We start from the raw sequence: 25,161 nt of genomic DNA on the forward strand, positions 1-25,161 counted from the left end.
GGATGAGTGGCCCGGCCAGGCGTTCTCAGGGAAACACAGGTCCCGGCCGGGCGCAGTCCGTGCCCGCGCGCCGTTCCGGCGGCCGGAGTACGCCGGAGTACTGGGGGAGATCTCAGGGTTGACGGCCTCGGGCGGTCTGCTGGTTGACTGACGATCAGCTTCTTGATGATCACTTGGGGGGATCGCATGGCGAACGGGGACGTGGCGCGGGTCGGGCGGCGGGCGGTGCTCGGCGGGGCCGCGGTGGCCGGTGCCGGCGCGGTGCTGGGGGTCGGGGCCGGTACGGCCGGGGCGGAGTCGGTCGGGCGGCGGAATCCGGTCGACCAGGCGGCGGTGGACGCCGTGGTGGGGCGGCTGGAGGGCGAACTCGTCGCGCTGCGGCGGGCGCTGTACGAGAAGCCGCAGACCACGGGCGCGGAGACGTACGCCGCCGGGGAGGTCGCGCGGCGGCTGCGGGCGGCGGGGTTGGAGGTGACCGCCGGGATCGGCGCGACCACCCTGCCGGACGGGACGCCGGTGCCCGGGACCGGGGTGGTAGCGGTGCTGCGCGGGGCGCGACCGGGCCGGACGGTGGCCTACCGGGCGGACATGGACGCGGTGCCGGGCGACGGGATCATGCCGCAGAAGAAGGGCCGGCCGGCGGCGCACGCCTGCGGGCACGACATCCACACCGCGGTCGGGGTGGGCGTCGCGCTGACGCTGGCCCGGCTGCGGCACCGGCTGAGCGGCACGGTGGTCTTCTTCTTCCAGGCGGGGGAGGAGCTCCTGGTGGGCGCCCGGGCGATGATCGCGCAGGGGTGGCTGGAGCGGACCGGCGTCGAGGAGATCCACGCCCTGCACACCGGGCCGTACCCGGTCGGGCAGTTCGCGGTGACGCCGGGCAGCGGGCTGCCGGGCCAGGACTGGGTGAACATCGCGATCGGCGGTCCGGACGCGGCCGCGGCGGCGGCCCGGCTGGTGGGCGGGATCGCCGCGCTCGGCACGGTGCCGCTGCCGCGGGTCCCCGCGGAGCTGGAGGCCATGGTCCGGGACGTGCAGACGCCGGACGGGCCGCTGGCCCGCTTCCTGGTGACCGGCGCGCGGGTGGCGCCGGCGCCGGACGCCGAGGGGCGGGCGGTCGTCGAGGCGAAGTTCCGGTGCTGGCCGCCGGAGCGGGACGCCGAGGTGCGGGAGGAGTTCCGCCGGCTGGCGCAGACGTACCCGGGGGCGGTGGTCACGTACCCGCGGGACCCGTTCCCGGCGCTGCTCTGCCCGGAGGACGCGGCGAACGCGCTGGCCCGGCGGCTGCGGTGCGAGTTCGGCGCGGGGGCGGTGACGGTGAACCACACCGCCTTCCCGTTCAACGGGGAGGACTTCGCGCTGTTCCTGGAGCGGGTCCCGGGCACCTACAGCTTCCTCGGGGTGCGCACCCCGGGCGCCGGCATCGAGACGAGCTACCCGCACTACGAGACCTTCACACCGGACGAGCGGGCGATCGGCATCGGCGTGCGGGCGATGGCCGGCTGGCTGGCGGACCGCGCCCACCGCTGAGGCGGGGGCGGGGGCCGGTGCGCGAGCGCGCGGGTGCGCGCCGACCCCCGCACGCCGGCCCGGGCCTCAGCCCGGGAGGTGCGCGTTGACCGCGCGGGCCTCCTCCGCCAGTTGCGGCAGCTCGACCACCTCGATGCCGGCCGCCTCCAGCAGTCCGGCGCCCCGGGTCTCGGCGACGAAGGTGGCCGGCTCGCGCCAGGCCACCACCACCCGTGGGACGCCGGCCGCGATCAGCAGTTCGGCGCAGGGCACCGGGCGGGAGGCCCGCTGGCCGCAGGGCTCCAGCGAGCTGTAGACGGTCGCGCCGCGCAGCCGGGGGTCGCCGGCCGGGAGCTTGCCGAGGGCGGCCTCCTCGGCGTGGTTGTGCTCGTCCGCCTCGCGGCTGAAGCCCTCGGCCAGCACCGTGCCGTCGGCGGCGACGACCACCGCGCCGACCGAGAACGCCGTCCGCGAGGGCGGGCAGTGGCGGGAGAGCTCCACGGCCCGGCGGAGGAAGCGGAGGTCGGCGGAGGCGTCGGCGGGGGCGCCGGGGGCGGGGTGGGGCTCGGTCACGGGGCGGGCTCCTTCGGGGCGTACCTGAGCAGGACGACATCGCCCACCGTACGGGCCTCCAGCAGCCGCATCCGCCGGGCCGGGCCGCCGGGGAAGTCCGCCGGGCCGACGAACCGGGGCGCCCGCTCCTGGCCCACCAGCAGCGGGGCCACCACCAGCTGGAGCTCGTCCGCCAGCCCCTGGGCCAGGAACTGGGTGTGCACCCCGCTGCCGCCCTCGACCATCAGCCGCCGCACCCCGCGCGCGCCGAGGTCGTCCAGCACCGCGCCGAGTTCCACCGCCGCGCCGAGCGCGACCACCTCGGCCAGCCCGGCCAGCTCCGGGCGCAGCGCGGCGGCGCCGGCGTCCGTGGTGTAGGCGAGCCGCTCGCCGCCGGTGTGCCAGAACCGCAGCGCGCGGTCCAGCCGGCCGCTCGCGCTGAGCGTCACCTTCAGCGGGTACTCGGGCCGGCCCGCCGCCAGCCGGGCGGCGCGGCGCCCCGGATCGTTGACCAGCAGGCGCGGGTTGTCCGCGCGCAGGGTGTTGCCGCCGACCAGGACCGCGTCGCTGCCGGCCCGTTCGGCGTCCACCCGGTCGAAGTCGGCCGCGCCGGAGAGCAGCAGCCGCTCGGGCGAGGCGTCGTCGAGGAAGCCGTCGAGGGACATCGCGGCGCTCAGCAGGACGAAGGGGCGGGGGCCGGGCATGGGGCGAGCCCTTCAGTGGGTGGGGCGTTCGGTCGGGTGTCGTCCACGGTACGGCCCGGGGCGCCCGGCGGTCGGCGCGGTGATCGGAATGTGAGACGAATCTTCTCGCAATGCGGGACGAGGAGTAGCGTCGGAGACACCGAGGACCCGTCAGATCCCGAGGGGGACGTCACCATGACCGCATCGAAGCCCGCCGTCTACACCCATGGCCACCAGGAGCCCGTGCTGCGCTCGCACCGCTCCCGTACCGTCGAGAACTCCGCGGCCTACCTGCGCGACCACCTGCGCCCCGGGCAGGCCGTGCTGGACATCGGCTGCGGCCCCGGCACCATCACCGCCGACCTGGCCGAACTGGTCGGCCCGGACGGCCGGGTGGTCGCCGCGGACGCCTCCGCCGAGGTACTGGACGAGGCCGCCCGGTACGTCGCCGGGCGCGGCCTGTCCAACGTCGTGTTCGAGGTCGCCGACGTGCACCACCTGCCGTACGCGGACGGGGAGTTCGACGTGGTGCACGCCCACCAGGTGCTGCAGCACGTGACCGACCCGGTGGGCGCGCTGCGCGAGCTGCGCCGGGTCACCGCCGAGGGCGGCGTGGTCGCCGTCCGGGACGTCGACTACGCGACCATGACCTGGTATCCGGAGGCGCCCGCGCTGGACCGCTGGCTGGAGCTGTACCGGCGGATCGCCCGGCACAACGGCGGGGAGCCGGACGCCGGACGGCGGCTGCTGTCCTGGGCCCGGGAGGCCGGCTTCACCGAGGTCGCCGCCACGTCGAGCAGCTGGACGTACGCGACGCCCGAGCAGCGGGCCTGGTGGGGCGGGCTGTGGGCCGAGCGGATCGTGGACTCCGGGATCGCCCGGGCGGCGGTGGCCGAGGGGTTCGCGGACGAGGCCGAACTGGCCCGGATCGCGGCCGGGTGGCAGGACTGGGCGGCGGACGAGGACGGGTGGTTCGCGATGCTGCACGGGGAGGTGCTGGCCCGGCGCTGAACCGGGCGCGGGCGGTGCGGCGCGGGGGTGGTTCGTGGGGCGGGAAAGCGTGCTCGAGTGTTTCGCAAGATCCGGTAGAGTCGCGCGCCTGTTCCCGTACCCGACGGGCCGCCGCGCTCCGTCCGCGGGCTCCGCGGGTGCCGTCCTGCCGAGTTGTCGCCCGCCTGCCGCGGGCCGGGGGAGATCGCACGTGTCCAAGCCCGAGTCCGACGCCGCTGCCCCGGCGCCCGCGCCCGAGCCGGCGCCCCCCGTCGCGGACGCTCCGTCCGCCGAGGACACCTCCTCCGTCGAGGACGCCGCTCCTGAGCGGGTCGCGCTGACCAAGCCCGCCGCGGGACCGGTGCCGGACCCGAGGATCGAGTACCTGGCGGCGACGCCGGCCGCGCCCCTGCCGACGGCCGAGCCGGCGCCGGAAACCGCGCCCGCACCGGAAGCCGCGCCCGCACCGGAAGCCGCGCCCGAGCCCGCACCGGAAGCCGCGCCCGCACCGCCGGCCGACCCGTGGGCCGCCCCGGCCGCCGCTCCCACGGCCCCCGCCGCCTTCGCCGCCGACCCGTGGGCCGCCCCCACCGGTGGGCTGCCCCCGGCCGACCCCGCCGCGCCGCGGCCGACCGGCTGGGCGGCCGTCGCCCCCGCCTCCCAGAGCGGCTTCCAGCCCGGGTTCGCCTACCCGCCGGCCCCGACCGGCACCAACGGCTTCGCGATCGCCTCGCTGGCCACCGCCCTGTTCTGCCTGTGGCCGCTGGCGCTCGTCTTCGCGATCGTCGCGCTGGTCCAGATACCCCGCCGGAACCAGAAGGGCCGGGGCCTGGCGGTCTCCGGCCTGGTCCTCAGCGTCTTCGCGGTGATCGTCTCCCTGGTCGCGTTCATCGGGCTCGCCGCGCTCGGCCTCGACGAGGAGCGCTACGGCGACGCCCGCCGCGGACCGAAGGGCTCGGTGGCCGTCAACGACCTGAAGGCCGGGGACTGCTTCAACCAGCCGCCCGTCAGCCCCGGCCGGGACTCGGAGTCCGCCGGGATCTACTGGGTCCGCGTGGTGCCCTGTTCCGCGCCGCACCACGCCGAGGTCGCGGGCGTCACCGTCCTCGCGGGCCGGGGCGCCGAGTACCCCACCCGGAGCGAGATGAGCGCCGGCGCCGAGAAGCTCTGCGCCCCGGTGCGCGACGAGTACGCGCTCGACTCCTGGCTCGTCCCCGACGGGATGGACGGGTACTACTACTACCCGAGCGTCAACGGCTGGGCGACCGGCGACCGCCGGGTGACCTGCACCTTCCAGGACGAGCAGCGGCAGCACACCGGCAGCGTCCACACCGACCGGACCAAGCTCACCCAGGCCCAGCGCACCTACCTGGACGCGGTGCTCGCCTACAACAACGCGCTGTTCGCCGAGCCGGAGAAGGACGTCGAGGAGGCGCCCGCCGACTACCGCGCCTGGGCGAAGACGATGGCCGCCGCGTGCCGCAAGGAGGTCACGGAGCTCTCGGCCAACGGGATCGACTGGCCCGAGGGCGCCAGGGCCAAGCTGGTCGAGCTGGGCGCGAACAAGCTGGACGCCGCCAACGCCTGGGACACCGCGGCCAAGACGACGGACCCGGAGGCCCTGGACCGCGAGGTCGCCAAGGCGCGGGCGCTGTCCACCAAGAGCGCCAAGCTCGCGGTGGACATCCGGCGCGCGCTGGGGCTGTCGACCGGCGAGCAGGCCGCCGACATCCGGGTCTGATCCCCGGCCCGGGCCCGGCCCGGCTGCTGCCTTACCGGCTGTTAACAGCGCCCGTACCGGGCGGTAGCGAACCGGGCGTAGCGTCCCGAGAAGCCCCGGCCCCGACCCGACCCCCACGCGGGTCGGCGCCGGGGCCCCGGGGGCGCGCCCCCGGACCCGACCTAGCCTGGACCGCATGGACACCTTTCGGGTGATGCGGCAGGACGACAACGGCAATCGCTTCCTGGTCGTCGGCGGGATCGAGCGGGAGGCGGCCGAACGGCTCGCGGCGGAGTTCGAGGCGCGCGGCCACAAGCAGCTGTACCGGGTCGAGGCCGAGCCCGCGGGCGCCTCCGAGGCGCGGGGACCGCGCGGGTGAACGGCACGCCGTAAGGTCGACGTCCATGGATGAGGCCATGGAGCGGTCGGCGGCAGCCGCCGACCCCGCAGCGGAGAACCGGATCGTCGTCGGCGGCGCGCTGATCCACCGGGGGCGGGTGCTCGCCGCGCGGCGCAGCAGGCCCGCCGAGGTGGCCGGGCGCTGGGAGTTCCCGGGCGGCAAGGCCGAGCCCGGTGAGACCGAGACCGAGGCGCTGGAGCGCGAGCTGATGGAGGAGCTGGGGGTCAGGGCCCGGGCGCTGACCCGGCTGCCTGGCGCGTGGCTGGTGCGGCCCGGTCTGGAGCTGCGGCTCTGGGCGGCCGAGCTGCTCTCCGGCGAGCCGCGCCCGCTCCTGGAGCACGACGAGCTGCGCTGGCTGGGCGCCGCCGAGCTGGCCGACGTCGACTGGCTCGACCACGACCGCGAGGTCCTGCCCGAGGTCGCCCGCCTCCTCACCACCGCCTGAGCCCGTCACCCCCCGAACCCGAACGGCGCGCGACGCGTGCGGTGGCCGTCCGGCAATCGGAAAGGCCGAAGCGGCGGTCGGGATAGCCTTGGTCCTGCTGGGTATGTCACTTTTCGGTACCATTCGTCACCATCGGTGAGCCGCCCCAGCCGGCGACGCCGATCCCGAGCAGAGCCGGAGGCCCCGTCGGTGTCGAGGACCGGGAACGGCGGCGGGGGAGCGCGTCGGGCGGGCACCGGGGGGAGCGCCGCCGCCCGCGCCCGGCTGCGGCGCGGCGCGAACCGCGCCGTGGCGGGCACCCGGGCCGACGCCCGGGGGGTGCGCCCGTCGCCGGCCCGGAGGCGCGGCGAGGGCGGCCCCGAGGCCCCGGAGGCGGCGCGGCCCGCGCCGTCCCTGACGGTGCCCGACGCGGCCCCGCCGCCCGGCGTACGCAGCCGCCCGGGCCGGCCGTTCCCCGGCGGACCGCGCGCCGTCCCGGAGGCCCCCGGCCGGGCCGGCCCAAGCACCGGAACCGGAACCGCCGAGGGCACCGGCGGCAGCCTCTTCGACGTGGTCAAGGTGGCCATCGCGATCCTCGACACCGCCGGGCGGGTGGTGCTCTGGAGCCCGGCCGCCGAGGAACTCCTCGGCTGGCCGAGCGAGCTGCTGGTCGGGCGCCGGATCGACGAGCTGATCCCCGACGAGGACCAGGTGTCCCGGATCCGGGCCGCGATCCGGGACACCCTGAAGCACGGCCGCTGGTCCGGCCCGGCCGAGCTGCGCGACCGCGACGGCGTTCCGGTGCTGGTCGACGCCCGGATCTCGCTCCTGGTGGACGGCGACGGCACGCCGTTTCTGCAGGTCAACCTGGCCGAGGCGGCGGCCGTCCGGGCGGTGGAGCGCGACCTCGCGGTGCGGGACGCGCTGTTCGAGCAGTCCCCGCTGGGCATCGCGATCCTCGACACCGAGCTGCGCTACACCGCCGTCAACCACACCCTCGCCGAGATGAACGGCGTGGTGCCGGAGGAGCACGTCGGCCGCACCACCGGCGAGACCCTGCCGGAGCGGGCCGCCGACGAGATCACCGCGATCCAGCGCCAGGTGCTGGCCACCGGCGAGCCGGTCATCGACGTCACGCTCGCCTCGCCGGTCACCGCCCGCTCGGGGTACCGCTCGATCTCCTACAGCCGGATGACCGACCGCTCCGGGCGGGTCCTCGGCATCTCCGGCACCGTAATGGACGTGACCGAGCGTTACCGGGCTGTCTCCAAGGTCGAGCACGCCCGCCGTCGGCTCTCGCTGCTCAACGAGTTCGGCTCCCGCGTCGGTGACCTGCTGGACGCCTCCCGGATCGCGCAGGAGCTGGCCACCGCGGTGGTCCCCCGGCTGACCGACCACGCCGCCGTCATCCTGCTCCAGGCCGTCGCGCACGGTGACGACCTGCCCCGACACGGCCACGACCGCCGCACCTCGCTGCTCCAGCTCGGCACGGCCTCCGTCCAGGAGGGCCCCGAGGTGGAGGTGATGCTGCGGCGCGGCGCCCGGATCACCTTCGCCGAGGACTCCGCCTGCGGCCGGGTGCTGCGCACCGGAGTCCCCGAGCTGCTCTCCGGCGCCGACCGGCTCAGCGACGTCACCTACGCCGGCGACCCGAAGATGCAGGCGGCGTACGACCTGGGTGTGCACGCGATGCTGGTGGTGCCGCTGCGGGCCCGGGGCATCGTGATCGGCCTGCTGCTGGTCAGCCGGGCCGGCTACCGCGAGGGCTTCGACCGGGACGACCTGGCGTTCACCGTCGAGCTGGCCGACCGGGCGGGCTCCTCGCTGGACAACGCCCGGCTCTACGCCCGGGAGCGTACCGCCGCCCTCACCCTCCAGCGCACCCTGCTGCCGCAGCAGGTGCCGCAGCCGACCGGCGTCGAGGTCGCCTACCGGTACGTGCCCGGGAGTATCGGCACCGAGGTCGGCGGCGACTGGTTCGACGTCATCCCGCTGCCCGGCGACCGCACCGCGCTGGTGGTCGGCGACGTGATGGGGCACGGCCTGCGGGCCGCCGCGACCATGGGCCGGCTGCGTACCGCCGTCCGGGTGCTGGCCGCCCTCGACCTGCCGCCGGACGTGCTGCTGCGGCACGTCCACGAGCTGACCGACGACCTCGCCCAGGGGCCGGACGAGGCGCTGCTCGCCACCTGCGTGTACGCGGTGTTCGACCCGGCCACCGCGACCCTGACGGTCGCCAAGGCCGGCCACATCCCGCCGGTGCTGGTGGTGCCGGGGGAGGAGGCGGACGGGCCGACCCGCACCGGCAGCCCGCTGCCCGGCGGCGGCGGCCGGATCCTGGAGCTGCCCTCGGGCGCCCCGCTCGGGGTCGGCGGCGTCCCGTTCGAGTCGGTCGAGCTGAAGATCCCCGAGGGCAGTCTGCTGGCGCTCTGCACCGACGGCCTGGTGGAGTCCCGGGACAAGGACCTGGACGTGGGGCTCGGCCGGCTGGTGACAGTGCTCCAGGAGCCCTACGCGTCGATCCAGGCGGCCTGCGAGGCGGTGCTGGACACCATGGAGCAGGGCCGCGAGCCCGACGACGTGGCGCTGCTGCTGGCCCGGCTCGGCCACGGGCAGTCCGGCACCCCGACGGCCGGCTGGACCCTGCCGGCCGAGCCGACCGCGGTGGCCCGGGCCCGTCGGCTGGTCCGCGCGACGCTGGCCGAGTGGGGCGTCGAGGCGCTCACCGACACCGCCGAGCTGCTGGTCAGCGAGCTGGTCACGAACGCCGTCCGGTACGCGAGCGCGCCGATCGGGGTGCGCCTGACGCTCGGTGAGACGCTGCTGGTGGAGATCTCCGACCCGCTCCCGGACCCGCCGCGCGAGCGGCACGCGGCCGAGGCGGACGAGGGCGGGCGCGGTCTGGAGCTGGTCGCCCGGCTGGCGCTGCACTGGGGGGCCAGGGCCGAGGGGATGGGCAAGGTGGTCTGGTTCGAACAGGCGCTGCCGGGCAGCCCGCAGACCGAGTAACGGCCGGACGTCCGGGCGGAGTTCCGGACGGAGGTCCGGACGGAGGTCCGGACGGGGGCGGTGCGGGGGCGGTGCGGGGGACGGCCGCGCGACGCCGGGCGCGGAAACGTTGCTGCATATGCCACCGGAGGCCCCCGGGGGAGCGCGCGCTCCGGCAGGGGGCGCGAGCGTGGCACTGTGGTTGCGCGGGCGGTAGGACAAAAACCTTCGCCCGATCTGATGTTGTGATGTTGAGGGCGTGTGAACGGACCCCTCGATGATGAATACTCGGTCTTCTCGACATCCGGACGGTCGCGGGTTTGGAGGGGTCGGTCCGTGAACAGCACCCCGGCGCGCAATGCGCCGAGCAGCAGCGGTCATGCCGCTGTACCCGGGCAGGCTGGCGCCCAACCCGTGCCTGCCCCCGCCCAGCACCTGCCGGCACCCGTCCGGGCCGCCGCCCGGCCGGTCGCCGAGGGGCAGCGCTGGGGCGCCGGGGATCCGGGCTCGATCTACGACTACATCCGGGTCGCGACCTTCGCGATCGGCCCCGACGGCCGGATCAGCCAGTGGAGCGGGCGCGCCGCCGAGTTCTTCGGCGTCCCCGCCGTCGAGGCGGTCGGCGCCGACCCGGTGACCACCTTCGTCCCGCGCGAGCTCTGGCAGCGCGGCCGGACCAGGCTGGAGCGCACCCTGGCCGGCGAGGAGTGGGTCGGCACCACCCCGTACCGGCACGCCGACGGCGGGGAGGGGCTCGCCGAGCTCTACCTCATGCCGGACAGCGCGCTGCCCACCGCCGGTGCCACCTGCCTCGCGGTCGACCTCGGCCGGCTCCGCCGGATCGAGACGGACCTGGCCGCCTCGGAGGCTGTTTTCGGCCAAACTCCGACGGGTTTCGTCCTTTTTGACGACCGGCTCCGCCTCCAGCGGGTCAACGACGCGTTCGCCTCCGGAATGGGCCTGGCCCCCACCGATCTGGAGGGCCTCACCCCGCACGACATCTTCCCCGGCCCCGAGGCCGACCGGCTCACCGCCGCCCTGCGCAAGGTCCTCGCCAGCGGCGAGCCGGTCTTCGACCTGCGCTTCCACGCCGCCGTCCCGACCCGCGAGGGCAACCGGCTCTGGGCCGTCTCGCTCTACCGCCTCAACGGCCCGGCCAGCCAGCCGATGGGCGTCGCCGGGCAGGTCTCCGACGTCACCAGCCGGCACGTCGCCGAACGCGAGGCCGACGGCGTCCGCCGCAACCTCGCGCTGCTCAACGAGGCCAGCGCCCACATCGGCTCCACCCTCGACCTGGAGACCACCGCCAAGGAGCTGCTGGACGTCGTCGTCCCGCCGTTCTGCGACCTCGCCACCGTCGACCTGTACACCGCGCTGCTCTCCGGCGAGACCGTGCCCAGCGCCGGCCGGCTCGGCGACACGGTGCTCACCGACGGCAGCGGCGAACTGCGCCGGGTCGCCGTCTCCAGCGTGGTCGGCGGCGCCTCCTCGGTGCTCGGCTCGGTCACCGGCCTGCCCATCGCGGAGGCCGGCGGCACCCTCTGCTACCCGCGCCGCTCCCCGCACGCCCGAGCCCTGCGGACCGGGCGCAGCGTCATCCCCGAGCCCGGCCCCGACCCGCTGCTGCGCTCCACCCTGGTCGTCCCGCTGGTCGCCCGCGACCAGGTGCTCGGCCTGGTCCAGCTCTCCCGGGCGATCGGCAGCGAGCCCTTCGACGCCCGTGACGTCGCGATCGCCGAGGAGCTCGTCGCCCGCGCCGCCGTCTGCATCGACAACGCCCGGCTCTACCGCCGCGAGCACGAGCGCGCGCTGATCCTCCAGCGCAGCCTGCTGCCCCCGGGCAACCCGGCCGCCAGCGGCCTGGAGATCGCCTGCCGCTACCTGCCCAGCAACAACAACACCGAGGTCGGCGGCGACTGGTTCGACGTCATCCCGCTGCCCGGCAACCGCACCGCGCTGGTCATCGGCGACGTGATGGGCCGCGGCCTGCGCGCCGCCGTCGCCATGGGCCAGCTGCGCACCGCCGTCCGCACCCTGGCGATGCTCGACCTCGACCCGGCCGAGGTGCTCACCGCCCTGGACGAGATCGCCCGCGGGCTCGGCGACGACTCGGTGCCGGCCGGTCCGCCCACCGCGTACGGGCGGCTCACCTCGACGGCCGACGAGGAGGCCCGCGAGGTCTACCTGGCGACCTGCGTCTACGCGGTCTACGACGCCGTCACCCGGCGCTGCATCTTCGCCAATGCCGGCCACCTGCCGCCGGTGCTGCTCAGCCCCGGCGAGCGCGCCCGGATGCTCGACGTGCCGCCCGGCCTGCCGCTCGGCGTCGGCGGCGAGCCCTTCGAGGAGGTCGAGCTGACCCTGCCGGACGGCGCCGTGCTGGGCCTCTACACCGACGGCCTGGTGGAGAGCCGCAAGCACCAGCTGGACGAGGGCCTGAAGGCCTTCCGCGCCGCGCTCTCCGCCGACGGCAAGGGCCTGGAGGACCTCTGCGACCACGTCCTCGGCGAGCTCAACCCGCACCACGGCGAGGACGACATCGCCCTGCTGATGGCCCGGGTGCACGCCTTCCCGGCGGACGCGGTCGGCCAGTGGTTCCTGCCCCCCGAGCCCACCTCGGTCGCCAAGGCCCGCGAGGCCGCGTGCAGCTGGCTGCTCGCCCGCGGCCTGGACGAGCTGGTCGACACCACCGAGCTGCTGGTCAGCGAGCTGGTCACCAACGCCCTGCGGCACGGCCGGGGCGAGATCCGGCTGCGGCTGCTGCGCGACCGGACCATGGTCTGCGAGGTCTGGGACGACGGCTACGCCCAGCCCCGGCAGCGGCGCGCCCACGAGACCGACGAGGGCGGGCGCGGGCTCCAGCTGGTCAGCCTGCTCGCCGAGCGCTGGGGCAGCCGGCGCACGCCCAAGGGCAAGATCGTCTGGTTCGAACTGGGCCTGTAGGCCACCCCCGGCCCCGGGCCGGGCGTACCGCCGATCGGGTGCCGCGCCCGGTCGGCCGCCGTGTCGGCGCCGCCCGGGGCCGGGCGGCGGCGTTCGATGGCCGCCATGCGCGCCCGCCTCCCCGTCGCAGCCGCCGCGCTGCTGCTCGCCCTCGGTGCCACGGCCGGCTGCCTCGGCGGCCCCGACCCGGCCCGCACCGCCCGGACCCCCGATCCCGCGCCGCCCGCCCCCGCCGCCGTCACCGGGGACGTCCGCCCGGCCGACCGGGCCGCCGTCGCGGACGGCGGCGCGCTGCGCTGGGCCGTCGACGCCGTGCCGGCCACCCTGAACGTCTACCAGCCCACCGCCACCGCCGACTCCGCGCTGCTCGCGCAGGCCCTCTACCCGGCGCTGTTCCGGCCGGACGCGCACGGCGAGTGGACCGCGGACGCGGACTACCTGACCGCCGCCGAGGCCACCCCGCCCGGCCAGCAGCCCCAGGTGGTCACCTACCACCTCAACCCGCGCGCGGTCTGGAGCGACGGCACCCCGCTCTCCGCCGCCGACTTCATCGCCCAGCGGGCCGCGCTCTCCGGCCTGGACCCGGCCTACACCGCCGCCCGGCCCGCCGGCTACGCGGCCATCGACTCCATCGTCCAGGGCGCCGACCCGCACGAGGTCCGGGTCACCTTCCGCCGCCCCTGCGGCGAGTGGCGCGCCCTGTTCGGCCCGCTCTACCCCGCCGCCGAGACCGCCACCGCCGCCGCCTTCGGCCGCCCGCTGCCCGGCGGCGCCGCCCACCCGACCGCCGGCCCCTTCCTGGTCTCCGGCTACGACCCGGCCGCCGGACGGGCCACCCTGGTCCGCAACCCGTACTGGTGGGGCGAGCCGGCCAAGGCCGACCGGATCGACTTCCTCGCCACCCCCGCCGACCGGCGCGGCCCGGACCTCGCCGAGGGCCGGCTGGACCTCGCCCCGCTGACCACCGCGGTCGACCGCGCCGGCGCCGACCCCGCCGAGGCGGTGCGCCGGGCCGAGGCACTGCCCGGCACCGCCCTGCACCGGGCGGCCGGCACCGGCCTCACCCAGCTCACCCTCAACGCCGCCCGCGAACCGCTCACCGACCCGCTGCTGCGCCGCGCCCTGGCCCACGCCGTCGACCGGCGGCACGCCGCCGACGCCGCGCTCACCCCGCTCGGGCTGCCGGCCGCGCCGCTCGGCCACCACCTGCTGGCCGGCGACCAGGCCGGCTACCGGGACAACGCCGACGCGCTGGGCACCGCCGACCCCGGGCGGATGCTGGACGCGGCGGGCTGGAAGCGGCCCTCCCGCGGCGGCACCCGGGCCCGGGGCGGCCGCCCGCTGGCGCTCGGCCTGCTGGTCCCGGCGGGCTCGGCGACCCTCCGGCGGGCGGCCGACGCGGTGGCGGCCGACCTCGGCGCGGCCGGGGTGGCCGTCCGGGTGACGGAGGCGCCGCCGGAGGCCTTCCTCCGCGACCACCTGGCCACCGGGGAGTACGACCTCGCCCTGTTCTCCTGGCCGGCCGGCTCCGACCCGGCCGGCGAGCAGCGGCCCGTCTACGCCAAGCCCCGCCCCGGCCCGGACGGCACCCCGGTGCCCGGCAGCAACTACGCCCGGGCCGGGACGGAGGAGATCGACCGCCTCTTCGACCGCGCCGCCGCCGAGCCCGACCCGGCCGCCCGTCGGGCCCTCCTCCAGGAGGCCGACGTGCGGATCTGGCAGCTGGGCCACTCCGTGCCGCTCTTCCAGCGCCCGGAGCTGCTGGCGGTCCGCGAGGGCGTGGCGGGCGCCGGGGTGTGGGGTTTCAGCCGCCCGCGCCTCCAGGACATCGGGTGGTCGACGGGCTGACCGCGGGCCGAAGGCCCGGTGAAAACGGGTCGCCCAGCTGTGATCTTGATCCCCCGGAACCGCCCGTTTCGGCCGAGCTGGGCCGTTCCCCGTACGATAGGAGGAAGCCGTGGCATGTCCTGCCCGGCGGGTGGACCGGTAGTAGCAGGCGGAACGGGCGGCGGCGACCAACAGTGGTCGCAAGTGCGCGTCACGCAGCCGGGCGCCGAAACCCACGATTCCGGGAGAATCCGCTAGGCATGCCCACGCGCAACGACATCCGTAACGTCGCCATCGTCGCCCACGTCGACCACGGCAAGACCACCCTGGTTGACGCCATGCTCAAGCAGGCCGGAGCCTTCGCTGCCCACCAGCAGCTGGACGACCGGATGATGGACTCCAACGACCTCGAGCGCGAGAAGGGCATCACCATTCTCGCGAAGAACACCGCGGTCAAGTACCACCCGAAGGAAGGTGGCGCGCCGATCACCATCAACATCATCGACACCCCGGGCCACGCCGACTTCGGTGGCGAGGTCGAGCGCGGTCTGTCGATGGTGGACGCCGTCGTCCTCCTGGTCGACGCCTCCGAGGGGCCGCTCCCGCAGACCCGCTTCGTGCTCCGCAAGGCACTGACGGCCAAGCTGCCGGTCATCCTCTGCATCAACAAGACCGACCGTCCGGACTCCCGGATCGACGAGGTCATCAACGAGACCTACGACCTCTTCCTGGACCTCGACGCCACCGAGGACCAGATCGAGTTCCCGATCGTCTACGCCTGTGCGCGTGACGGCGTCGCCTCGATGACCAAGCCGGAGAACGGCACCGTGCCGGCCGACAGCGACTCGCTGGAGCCGTTCTTCTCCACCATCCTGGAGCACGTCCCGGCCCCGACCTACGACGAGGACGCGCCGCTCCAGGCCCACGTCACCAACCTGGACGCAGACAACTTCCTCGGCCGTATCGCGCTCTGCCGCGTCGAGCAGGGTGAGCTGCGCAAGGGCCAGCAGGTCGCGTGGATGAAGCGGGACGGCTCGGTCCAGCAGGTCAAGATCACCGAGCTGCTGATGACCGAGGCGCTCACCCGCAAGCCGGCCGAGGTGGCCGGCCCCGGCGACATCTGCGCCGTCGCGGGCATCCCGGAGATCATGATCGGCGAGACCCTGGCCGACCTGGAGAACCCGGTCGCTCTGCCACTCATCACGGTGGACGAGCCGGCCATTTCGATGGTCATCGGCACCAACACCTCGCCGCTGGTCGGCAAGGGCGGCAAGGGCCACAAGGTCACCGCCCGCATGGTGAAGGACCGCCTGGACCGCGAGCTGATCGGTAACGTCTCGCTCCGCGTGCTGCCGACCGGGCGTCCGGACGCCTGGGAGGTCCAGGGCCGTGGCGAGCTGGCGCTGGCCATCCTGGTCGAGACCATGCGCCGGGAGCTGTTCGAGCTGACCGTCGGCAAGCCGCAGGTCGTCACCAAGGTCATCAACGGCAAGACCCACGAGCCGGTCGAGCGGATGACCATCGACAGCCCCGAGGAGTACCTCGGCGCGATCACCCAGCTGATGGCGACCCGCAAGGGCCGCATGGAGACCATGACGAACCACGGCTCCGGCTGGGTCCGCATGGAGTTCATCGTCCCGTCGCGCGGCCTGATCGGCTTCCGCACCCAGTTCCTGACCGACACCCGCGGCACCGGCATCGCGCACAGCATCTTCGAGGGCCACGAGCCGTGGTTCGGCGAGCTGCGGATGCGCAACAACGGTTCGTTGGTGGCGGACCGTGCGGGCGTCGTGACGCCGTTCGCGATGATGGGCATCCAGGAGCGCGGCACGCTCTTCGTCGAGCCCACCACCGAGGTGTACGAGGGCATGATCGTCGGCGAGAACTCGCGCCAGGACGACATGGACATCAACATCACCAAGGAGAAGAAGCTCACCAACATGCGTGCCGCTTCCTCCGACACCACCGAGAACCTGGTGCCGCCGCGCAAGCTCTCGCTGGAGCAGTCGCTGGAGTTCTGCCGCGAGGACGAGTGCATCGAGGTGACCCCGGAGACCGTGCGCATCCGTAAGGTCGTCCTGGACCAGAAGGAGCGCGGCCGTTCTGCTTCGCGCGCCAAGAAGGCCTGACGCCCGGGTTTAAAAGGCCCTTGGCCTGAACCGATCGCCCCCCTTTCCACTGGAGAGGGGGGTGATCGTTTTCAACTACTCCAAGTTGTCGACGCGCGTATAAACGGAATAGCGATTACCACGGTCAGGTGTCCGCTGAGCGAACGTAACAGTCCGTCATTCATGACGACTGTCCGGTTGATGCCTGTCTGAGTATGTCTTATATGTCCGATTTTCGAAACTTACCGACCGTTCATGTGACCTAATTGAGATCGGCATTGGTCACTTTCGTGTCCGTCGGTGACACATAGTGGGTGCAGTCAGCCTCGGGTCAAGGGTTAACGCGCAGGGGTGCGCGCCGAAACCCCGAGCGCGGACGGCACGGCGGACCGGATCAACCGCCCGCAGTGCTCTCCTCGTTGGAAAGTCGAATTCAGGAGGCATCCCCCCATGCGCGGTGCAACCCAGACCAAGTGGCTCGTCGCGGCGACCGCGATCGCCCTCACGGCGACCGCTTGCAGCACCAGCTCGAAGAGCAGTGACAGCGCCGCGTCCGGTGGTGGCACCATTGCCGTCCAGCTCGGTGAGCCGCAGCACGGTCTGGTGCCGCAGAACACCGCCGAGTCCGAGGGCACCGAGGTCGAGAACGCCCTCTTCGCCGGCCTGATCGACTACGACTTCAAGACCAACGCCCCGACCCTGCGCGTGGCCGAGTCGATCGAGACCACCGACAGCAAGGTCTGGACGATCAAGCTGAAGGACGGCTACACCTTCCACAACGGTGAGAAGGTCACCGCCAAGTCCTTCGTCAAGGCCTGGAACTGGGGCGCCAACCAGGACAACGCCGCCGAGGGCCTGCCCTTCTTCGCGAAGATCGAGGGCTCCGACGAGCTGGCCCCGGGCAAGGACAAGAAGCCCACCGCCACGGAGCTCTCGGGCCTGAAGGTCGTCGACGACAAGACCTTCACCGTCACCCTGAAGGCGCCGTTCTCGCAGTTCAAGACGATGCTCGGGTACAACCCGTTCTACCCGCTGCCGGAGGCGTTCTACGCCGACCCGAAGGGCTTCGGCGACAAGCCGATCGGCAACGGCCCGTTCGAGATGGACGGCAGCTGGGAGCACAACAAGCAGATCAAGGTCAAGCGCTACGAGAACTTCCCGGCCTCGGACGGCAAGGCGAAGCTCCAGGGCGTCACCTTCAAGATCTACGACAACCTGGACACCGCGTACAACGACCTGCGCGCCGACAACATCCAGGCCACCGACAAGCTGCCGATCTCGGCCATGTCGACCGTCAAGAGCGAGTTCGGCGACCGCTACATCTACAAGCCGGAGTCGGGCGTCGGCTACATCGGCTTCCCGATCGCCACCAACCCGGCCGCCTTCGGCAAGCCGGAGATCCGCAAGGCGATCTCGATGGCGATCGACCGCGAGGCGATCACCAAGACCATCTTCTCGGGCACCCGCGTCCCGGCCGACGACTTCGTCAACCCGCTCATCCCGGGCTACCGCAAGGGCGCCATGGGCGACGCGGCCAAGTACGACCCGGCCAAGGCCAAGGCGCTCTTCACCGAGGCCGGCGGTGTGCCGAACAACACCATCGAGCTGGGCTACAACGCCGACGGTGGCCACAAGGAGTGGATCGAGGCCGTCGGCAACCAGCTGAAGAACAACCTGGGCGTCGAGGTCACCTTCAAGCCGTTCGAGAAGTTCGGCAAGATCCTGGACGCGCTGGGCGACAAGCAGTACTCGGGTGCCTTCCGCATGGCCTGGTCGATGGACTACCCGTCGATCGAGGACTACCTGCGTCCGATCTTCTCCAAGGTCGCGATCGACAACGGCTCCAACTACGGCGGCTACGTCAACGAGAAGTTCGAGACCCTGCTGGACCAGGCCGACCAGGCGAAGACCGACGACGAGGCCATCAAGCTGTACCAGCAGGCCGACGACGTGCTGATCCAGGACCTGCCGTACATCCCGGTGTACACCTACATGTCCTCCGCCGCGTACAGCAAGAAGATCAAGAACTTCGACACCGACGCCCAGGGCCGCATGGACCTGGCCAAGGTCGAGCTCGCAGGCTGATCCGGTAGTCAGACGAACGGGGGCGGGTGGACCGGACTACAGTCCGAGTCCTCCCGCCTCCCTTCCTTGTCCGAAAGTATGGAGGTCTGATGGGCCGCTATGTCATCCGCCGACTGATACAGGCGATCCCTGTTCTGCTCGGTGCGACGCTGCTGATCTACGCGCTGGTCCACTACCTGCCCGGTGACCCGGTGCAGGCGCTGGCCGGCGAGAAGCGAGCCGACCCGATCGTGGCGGAGATGATCCGCCAGAAGTACCACCTGAACGACCCCTTCCTGCTCCAGTACTGGAACTACATCTCGGGGGTCTTCCAGGGGAACCTCGGTGAAAGCCTGACCGGTCGCTCCGTGACCGACATGATCAGTGAGGCGTTCCCGTACACCGTCAACCTCGCCCTGGTCGCCTTCGTCGTCGAAGCGGTCATCGGTGTGCTGGCGGGTGTCATGGCGGCCCTGCGCAAGGGCAAGTTCATCGACCAGCTGGTGCTCATCAGCACGCTGTTCGTGATCTCGATCCCGGTCTTCGTCACCGGCTTCGTCCTCCAGCTGCTGCTGGGTGTGAAGCTGAAGAACGACTACGGCTTCGACTTCTTCCCGGTCTCCTTCAACGAGGAGGACGGACTGCGGGCGTACCTGCTGCCGGCCTTCGTGCTGGCGTCCACCTCGCTCGCGTACGTCGCCCGACTGACCCGCACCAGCCTGATGGAGACCATGCGCGCGGACTACGTCCGCACCGCGGTCGCCAAGGGCCTGAAGCGCCGTCGGGTGATCGGCCGTCACGCCCTGCGCAACGCGCTGATCCCGATCGTCACCTTCCTCGGTGCCGACCTGGGCGGCCTGATGGGTGGTGCGGTCATCACCGAGAAGATCTTCAACATGCACGGCATCGGCGGCCTGCTCGCCCAGTCCGTGTACCAGAAGCAGGGCACGGTGATCGTCGGCATGGTCACCCTGCTGGTGATGATCTACCTCATCACCACCCTGCTCGTGGACCTGCTGTACGCCGTGCTCGACCCGAGGATCCGCTATGAGTGACACCATCACCGTGGGCAGCGAGGCCCCGTCCGAGGACAACAGCCCGAAGAACGCCCCGGAGAAGAAGCAGAAGCCGGAGCGGGTGGCCAGCCTCTGGACGGACGCGCTGGTCGACCTGCGCCGCAATCCGGTCTTCATGATCGGTGCCGCTCTGGTGCTGTTCCTGCTGGTCATGGCGGCCGTGCCGCAGCTGTTCACCGACGGCAGCCCGAACGCCAACAATGCGTGCGACCTGGCCAACTCCCTCAAGCGCCCGAGCGCCGAGCACTGGTTCGGCTTCGACGTGCAGGGCTGCGACGTCTACACCCGTACGGTGTGGGGCGCCCGCAACTCGATCATCGTCGGTGTCCTGACCACGCTGCTGGTCACCGTCGTCGGCGCGCTCCTCGGCCTGCTGGCCGGCTGGAAGGGCGGCATCGTCGACTCGATCCTGTCGCGCTTCACCGAGATCTTCTTCTCGATCCCGCTGCTGCTCGGCGGCATGCTGATCATGTCGATGCTCGGCAAGGGCAACGCCTACACCGTCTCGCTGGTCATGGCCGTCCTCGGCTGGCCGCAGATCTTCCGCATCATGCGCGCCTCGGTGATCTCCAACAAGCACAACGACTACGTGATGGCGGCCCGCGCGCTCGGCGCGAGCAGCGCCCGGATCACCTTCCGGCACATCCTGCCGAACGCCATCGCGCCGGTCATCGTGGTCTCCGCGATCAGCCTGGGTGTCTACATCGGGGCCGAGGCGGCGCTGTCCTACCTCGGCATCGGCGTGCAGTCCCCGGAGATCTCCTGGGGCCTGATGATCAGCGACGCGTCGGTCCGCTTCCTGGCGGCCCCGCACGTCCTGCTCTTCCCGTCGGCCGCGCTGAGCATCACCGTGCTGGCCTTCATCATGCTCGGCGACGCGGTCCGCGACGCCCTCGACCCGAAGCTCCGCTGAGAGAAGAGGTGACGACCCGATGACCACCGTGATCGAGAAGAACCAGAAGAGCGGCCGGCTCGAAGTTGGCACCCCGCTGCTGGAGGTCAAGGACCTCCACGTGGAGTTCCACACCCGGGACGGCGTCGCCAAGGCCGTGAACGGCGTCAACTACTCCGTGGCCGCCGGTGAGACCCTGGCGGTGCTCGGCGAGTCCGGCTCCGGCAAGTCGGTGACCGCCCAGACCATCATGGGCATCCTCGACATGCCGCCCGGCAAGATCAGCCAGGGCCAGATCCTCTTCCGCGGGCAGGACATGCTCACGATGAAGGAGGAGGACCGCCGGCAGATCCGCGGCCAGAAGATCGCGATGATCTTCCAGGACGCGCTCTCCTCGCTGAACCCGGTGATGACCGTCGGCGCCCAGCTCGGCGAGATGTTCCGGGTGCACCGCGGCGCCTCCAAGAAGGAGGCCCGGGAGAAGGCCATCGAGCTGATGGAGCGGGTGCGCATCCCCGCCGCCCGTCAGCGCGTCGGCGACTACCCGCACCAGTTCTCCGGCGGTATGCGCCAGCGCATCATGATCGCCATGGCGCTCTCCATGGAGCCCGACCTGATCATCGCCGACGAGCCCACCACCGCCCTGGACGTCACCGTCCAGGCCCAGGTGATGGACCTGCTCGCGGAGCTGCAGGCCGAGTACAACATGGGCCTGATCCTGATCACCCACGACCTCGGCGTGGTCGCCGACGTCGCGGACAAGATCGCCGTGATGTACGCCGGCCGGATCGTCGAGACCGCCCCGGTGCACGAGCTGTACGCCAACCCGGCGCACCCGTACACCAAGGGCCTGCTCCGCTCGATCCCGCGCCTGGACCAGAAGGGCCAGGAGCTGTACGCGATCAAGGGCCTGCCCCCGAACCTGCTGAAGGTTCCGGCCGGCTGCGCGTTCAACCCCCGCTGTGACGTCGCCACCGACCTGTGCCGCTCGGAGATCCCGACGCTGCACCAGGTGACCGACAAGGACGGCAAGGAGCTCACCGGCCGCCGCAGCGCGTGCCACCTCTGGAAGGAGACCCTCCATGGCTGAGCCCATCCTGGAGGTCAAGGACCTGGTCAAGCACTATCCGCTGACCCAGGGCATCCTGTTCAAGAAGCAGGTCGGCGCCGTCAAGGCCGTCGACGGCGTCTCCTTCGAGCTGGCGAAGGGCGAGACGCTCGGCATCGTCGGCGAGTCCGGCTGTGGCAAGTCCACGCTGGCCAAGGTGCTGATGAACCTGGAGCGGGCCACCTCCGGCGAGGTGCTGTTCAAGGGCGAGGACATCTCCAAGCTGTCCGGCGCGGCGCTCAAGGCCGTCCGCCGGAACATCCAGATGGTGTTCCAGGACCCGTACACCTCGCTGAACCCGCGGATGACGGTCGGCGACATCATCGGCGAGCCCTTCGAGATCCACCCCGAGGTGGCGCCCAAGGGCGACCGCCGCAAGGCGGTCCAGGACCTGCTGGACGTCGTCGGCCTGAACCCGGAGTACATCAACCGGTACCCGCACCAGTTCTCCGGCGGCCAGCGCCAGCGCATCGGCATCGCCCGCGGCCTCGCGCTCAAGCCCGAGATCATCATCTGCGACGAGCCGGTCTCCGCGCTGGACGTGTCCGTCCAGGCCCAGGTGATCAACCTGCTGGAGCAGCTGCAGAACGACTTTGAGCTCTCCTACATGTTCATCGCCCACGACCTCTCCATCGTCCGGCACATCTCCGACCGGGTCGGCGTGATGTACCTCGGCAAGATGGTCGAGATCGGCACGGACGAGGAGATCTACGAGAACGCCACCCACCCGTACACCCAGGCGCTGCTCTCCGCGGTGCCGGTGCCGGACCCGGCGGCGCGCGAGTCCCGCGACCGGATCATCCTGACCGGTGACATCCCCTCGCCGGCCAACCCGCCGTCCGGCTGCCGCTTCCGCACCCGGTGCTGGAAGGCGGAGGAGCGCTGCTCGACCGAGGTCCCGCTGCTCGCGGTGCCCGAGGTGCTGAGCGGTGCGGCCAAGCACCAGTCGGCGTGCCACTTCGCCGCCGTCCGGGAGGCGGCCGCGGTCTGATTCCGCGTCCGATCCGCGACGGATCCGCGCCGGATCCGCCCTGAGGGGCCCGTAGCCGTTCGCGGCACGGGCCCCTCCGGCGTTCCCGGGCCGGGTCGGGGGTGTCAACCGAGGTCAGGCGCCGTGCACCCGTCCGGGGGTACCCGACTCGCGCCGCCATGGTGCCGCGCTTCTCATGGGGTGTGATGCGTCACACACCTTGAGGAGGGACCTCCATGCCCGTGGCCACCCGTGCTCGATGGGTCCTCGCCGCAGCGACATCCGTGGCCCTGGTGGCCAGCGGGTGCAGCAGCGACGGGGGCGGCGGAAGCAGCAGCAGCGGCTCGTCGGACAACAGCAAGACCTTCAGCTATCAGAGCAGTGAGCCGCAGAACCCGCTGCAGCCGGCCAACGCCAACGAGACCGGCGGCGGGCGCATCATCCAGAACCTCTTCAAGGGGCTGGTCGACTACGACCCCTCGAACGCGAAGATCCGGATGCAGGTGGCGGACAAGATCGACACCAGCGACTCGCAGACCTTCAACATCACGCTGAAGGACGGCTGGAAGTTCCACGACGGTACCCCGGTGCACGCCAAGAACTTCGTCGACGCCTGGAACTGGGGCGCGACCACCGCGAACAACCAGATCAACAGCTCCTGGTTCGCCGAGATCGAGGGCTACAAGGACGTCCACCCGGAGAGCGGACAGCCGACCGCGACCAAGATGTCCGGGCTGACCGTCACCGACGACCTGCACTTCACCGTCAAGCTGAGCGGCAAGGTCTCGTACTTCGAGTACAAGCTCGGCTACATCGCCTTCTCCCCGCTGCCGGACGCCTTCTTCAACGACCCCGCCGGGTACGGGCAGAAGCCGGTCGGCAACGGCCCGTACCAGTTCGTCAGCTGGGACCACAACCAGCAGCTGGTCACCAAGGCCTTCCCGGACTACCAGGGCGTGGACAAGCCGAAGAACGGCGGCGTCGTCTTCAAGATGTACAGCACCGCCGAGGCCGCCTACGCCGACCTGCAGTCCAACAACCTGGACGTGATGGACCAGGTGCCGCCCTCCGCCCTGGCCACCTACAAGACCGACCTGGGCGACCGCGCCGTCGACTCCCCGCAGGGCGCCATCCAGAACATCGGCTTCACGCTCTACCAGGCCGACTGGTCCTCCCCGGACAAGGCGAAAGTCCGGCAGGGCCTGTCGATGGGCATCGACCGCGACACCATCACCAAGACGGTGCTCCAGGGCTCGCGCAAGCCGGCCAGCGCCTGGGTGGCCGAGGGCGTCGAGGGCTACAAGGAAGGCCAGTGCGGTGACTTCTGCACGTTCGACCCGGCCAAGGCCAAGCAGCTGGTCACCGAGGGCGGCGGCGTCCCCGGCAACCGGCTGACGATCACCTACAACGCCGACGGCGGCCACAAGGAGTGGGTGGACGCGGTCTGCAACTCGATCCGGCAGAGCACCGGCGTGGACTGCGTGGGCGACCCGAAGCCCGACTTCAAGACCGCCCGCGCGGCGATCACCGGCCACCAGGTCAACGGCGCCTTCCGCACCGGCTGGGTCCAGGACTACCCGCTGAACGCCAACTTCCTGTCCGACGTCTACCGCACCGGCGCCGCGTCCAACGACTTCGGCTACAGCAACCCGGAGTTCGACCAGCTCTCCACCCAGGCCGACGAGGCCGCCAGCGTGGCCGACTCGGCGACCGGCTACCAGAAGGCCGAGGCGGTGCTGCCCAGCGGCATGCCGGCCATCCCGCTCTGGTACTACCGCACCACCTCGGGCTACTCCACCAAGGTCCAGGACGTGAAGTTCGACTCCTTCGGTAACCCGGCCTGGACCCAGGTCGAGGTCAAGGGCTGACGGGCTCTCCCGCGCGGGCCCCGCCCTTCCCGTACGGAGGGCGGGGCCCCGGGCACTCGATCACATCTCCAGGAAGGAGGCTCGAATGGGCAGTTATGTGCTGCGGCGGGTGCTGCAGATGATCCCGGTGTTCTTCGGCACCACGCTGCTGATCTTCCTGATGGTCTACACGCTGCCGGGCGACCCGGTCTCCGCGCTGTTCGGGGACAAGGCCGCGGACCCCGCCGTGGTGGCCAGCATCAAGCACAAGTACTACCTGGACCAGCCGATCTGGAAGCAGTACCTGCACTACATGGGGAACCTCTTCCAGGGCGACTTCGGCACCAGCTTCACCGGCCGCCCGGTCAGCGACATCATGGCGGACGCCTTCCCGGTCACCATCCGGCTGGCCCTGCTGGCCTTCGCCTTCGAGATGGTCTTCGGTCTGCTGCTGGGCCTGCTCTCCGGCCTGAAGCGCGGCAGCGTCCAGGACACCCTGGTGCTGGTGCTCACCCTGCTGGTGATCTCCATCCCGGTCTTCGTGCTGGCGTACATCGCCCAGACGGTGTTCGCCACCAACCTGGGCTGGGTCACCCCGACGGTGCAGGACTCCAAGGACCTCTCCCAGCTGATCCTCCCCGCCATCGTGCTGGGTTCGCTCTCGCTCGCGTTCGTCGCCCGGCTCACCCGGACCTCGATCGGCGAGAACCTGCGGGCCGACTACATGCGTACGGCGGTCGCCAAGGGCCTGCCCCGGCGCACCATCATCACCCGTCACCTGCTGCGCAACTCGCTGATCCCGGTGGTCACCTTCCTCGGCACCGACCTCGGCGCGCTGATGGGCGGCGCGATCGTGACCGAGGGGATCTTCAACGTGCAGGGCGTCGGCAACGTCCTGTACCGGGCGATCAACCAGAAGGAGGGGCCCACCGTGGTCGGCATCGTCACCGTGCTGGTGATCGTCTACCTGGTGGCCTCCCTCGTCGTCGACCTGCTCTACGCGGTCCTGGACCCGAGGATCCGCTATGCCTGACATGCACGACGAGGGCTCCTTCGAACC

The 25,161-nt window shown here is 72.2% G+C and carries 16 protein-coding genes and 1 pseudogene; 16 read left to right on the forward strand and 1 reads right to left on the reverse strand.

All coding sequences use genetic code 11. From position 1 onward, the window contains the following. Positions 1 to 186 precede the first annotated feature (186 nt). Positions 187 to 1,530, forward strand: coding sequence for a M20 metallopeptidase family protein (locus ACFP3U_RS05165; protein ID WP_380223981.1), 1,344 nt, complete (start codon positions 187 to 189; stop codon positions 1,528 to 1,530). Positions 1,531 to 1,596: 66 nt separating this feature from the next. On the opposite strand, the pseudogene ACFP3U_RS05170 reads toward ACFP3U_RS05165, so the two are convergent. Beyond that, positions 1,597 to 2,765 (reverse strand): annotated as a pseudogene (locus ACFP3U_RS05170) (dihydrofolate reductase family protein). A 174-nt stretch (positions 2,766 to 2,939) separates the two neighbouring features. On the opposite strand from ACFP3U_RS05170, the gene ACFP3U_RS05175 reads away from it, so the two are divergent. The 15 genes from ACFP3U_RS05175 to ACFP3U_RS05245 all read left to right on the forward strand — a co-directional run bounded on the left by ACFP3U_RS05175 (position 2,940) and on the right by ACFP3U_RS05245 (position 25,134). Further along, positions 2,940 to 3,755 carry a methyltransferase domain-containing protein gene (locus ACFP3U_RS05175; RefSeq protein WP_380223982.1) on the forward strand — a complete coding sequence of 272 codons (816 nt, stop codon included), beginning with the start codon at positions 2,940 to 2,942 and terminating at the stop codon, positions 3,753 to 3,755. A 190-nt stretch (positions 3,756 to 3,945) separates the two neighbouring features. Next, positions 3,946 to 5,475 (forward strand): DUF4190 domain-containing protein, encoded by a 1,530-nt coding sequence (locus ACFP3U_RS05180; RefSeq protein ID WP_380223984.1) that lies wholly within the window; start codon positions 3,946 to 3,948, stop codon positions 5,473 to 5,475. Between the two features lie 175 nt (positions 5,476 to 5,650). Beyond that, positions 5,651 to 5,833: an SPOR domain-containing protein gene (locus ACFP3U_RS05185; protein WP_380223985.1), complete on the forward strand. Its 183-nt coding sequence runs from the start codon at positions 5,651 to 5,653 to the stop codon at positions 5,831 to 5,833. A 25-nt stretch (positions 5,834 to 5,858) separates the two neighbouring features. After that, the gene (locus tag ACFP3U_RS05190; protein ID WP_380223986.1) at positions 5,859 to 6,299 is read left to right on the forward strand and encodes a (deoxy)nucleoside triphosphate pyrophosphohydrolase; all 441 of its coding nucleotides are present in this window, start codon (positions 5,859 to 5,861) and stop codon (positions 6,297 to 6,299) included. A 189-nt stretch (positions 6,300 to 6,488) separates the two neighbouring features. Next, on the forward strand, positions 6,489 to 9,287 hold the full coding sequence (locus tag ACFP3U_RS05195) for a SpoIIE family protein phosphatase (RefSeq protein ID WP_380223987.1): 2,799 nt from the start codon (positions 6,489 to 6,491) through the stop codon (positions 9,285 to 9,287). Positions 9,288 to 9,680: 393 nt separating this feature from the next. Beyond that, positions 9,681 to 12,209, forward strand: a complete 2,529-nt coding sequence (locus tag ACFP3U_RS05200) for a SpoIIE family protein phosphatase (RefSeq protein ID WP_380223988.1) — start codon at positions 9,681 to 9,683, stop codon at positions 12,207 to 12,209. Between the two features lie 105 nt (positions 12,210 to 12,314). Beyond that, positions 12,315 to 14,057 (forward strand): ABC transporter family substrate-binding protein, encoded by a 1,743-nt coding sequence (locus tag ACFP3U_RS05205; protein ID WP_380223989.1) that lies wholly within the window; start codon positions 12,315 to 12,317, stop codon positions 14,055 to 14,057. A 239-nt stretch (positions 14,058 to 14,296) separates the two neighbouring features. Next, positions 14,297 to 16,165 carry a translational GTPase TypA gene (gene typA, locus ACFP3U_RS05210; protein WP_380223990.1) on the forward strand — a complete coding sequence of 623 codons (1,869 nt, stop codon included), beginning with the start codon at positions 14,297 to 14,299 and terminating at the stop codon, positions 16,163 to 16,165. Between the two features lie 429 nt (positions 16,166 to 16,594). Further along, positions 16,595 to 18,229, forward strand: a complete 1,635-nt coding sequence (locus tag ACFP3U_RS05215) for a peptide ABC transporter substrate-binding protein (protein WP_380223992.1) — start codon at positions 16,595 to 16,597, stop codon at positions 18,227 to 18,229. 89 nt (positions 18,230 to 18,318) lie between these two features. After that, positions 18,319 to 19,263, forward strand: a complete 945-nt coding sequence (locus ACFP3U_RS05220) for an ABC transporter permease (RefSeq protein WP_380223993.1) — start codon at positions 18,319 to 18,321, stop codon at positions 19,261 to 19,263. Continuing rightward, a complete protein-coding gene (locus ACFP3U_RS05225) occupies positions 19,256 to 20,197 on the forward strand; it encodes an ABC transporter permease (RefSeq protein WP_380223994.1) in 942 nt (313 codons plus the stop codon). The genes ACFP3U_RS05220 and ACFP3U_RS05225 overlap by 8 nt, the downstream gene beginning before the upstream one ends. A 19-nt stretch (positions 20,198 to 20,216) precedes the next feature. Further along, positions 20,217 to 21,266, forward strand: coding sequence for an ABC transporter ATP-binding protein (locus tag ACFP3U_RS05230; protein WP_380223995.1), 1,050 nt, complete (start codon positions 20,217 to 20,219; stop codon positions 21,264 to 21,266). Then, positions 21,259 to 22,275 carry an ABC transporter ATP-binding protein gene (locus tag ACFP3U_RS05235; RefSeq protein WP_380223996.1) on the forward strand — a complete coding sequence of 339 codons (1,017 nt, stop codon included), beginning with the start codon at positions 21,259 to 21,261 and terminating at the stop codon, positions 22,273 to 22,275. The genes ACFP3U_RS05230 and ACFP3U_RS05235 overlap by 8 nt, the downstream gene beginning before the upstream one ends. A gap of 215 nt (positions 22,276 to 22,490) precedes the next feature. Continuing rightward, entirely contained in the window at positions 22,491 to 24,122 is a 1,632-nt protein-coding gene (locus tag ACFP3U_RS05240) for a peptide ABC transporter substrate-binding protein (protein WP_380223997.1), read from the forward strand. Positions 24,123 to 24,207: 85 nt separating this feature from the next. Beyond that, positions 24,208 to 25,134, forward strand: a complete 927-nt coding sequence (locus ACFP3U_RS05245; protein ID WP_380223998.1) for an ABC transporter permease — start codon at positions 24,208 to 24,210, stop codon at positions 25,132 to 25,134. Positions 25,135 to 25,161: the final 27 nt, after the last annotated feature.

Source organism: Kitasatospora misakiensis, from assembly GCF_042656005.1.
GTDB classification, from domain to species: Bacteria; Actinomycetota; Actinomycetes; order Streptomycetales; family Streptomycetaceae; genus Kitasatospora; species Kitasatospora misakiensis.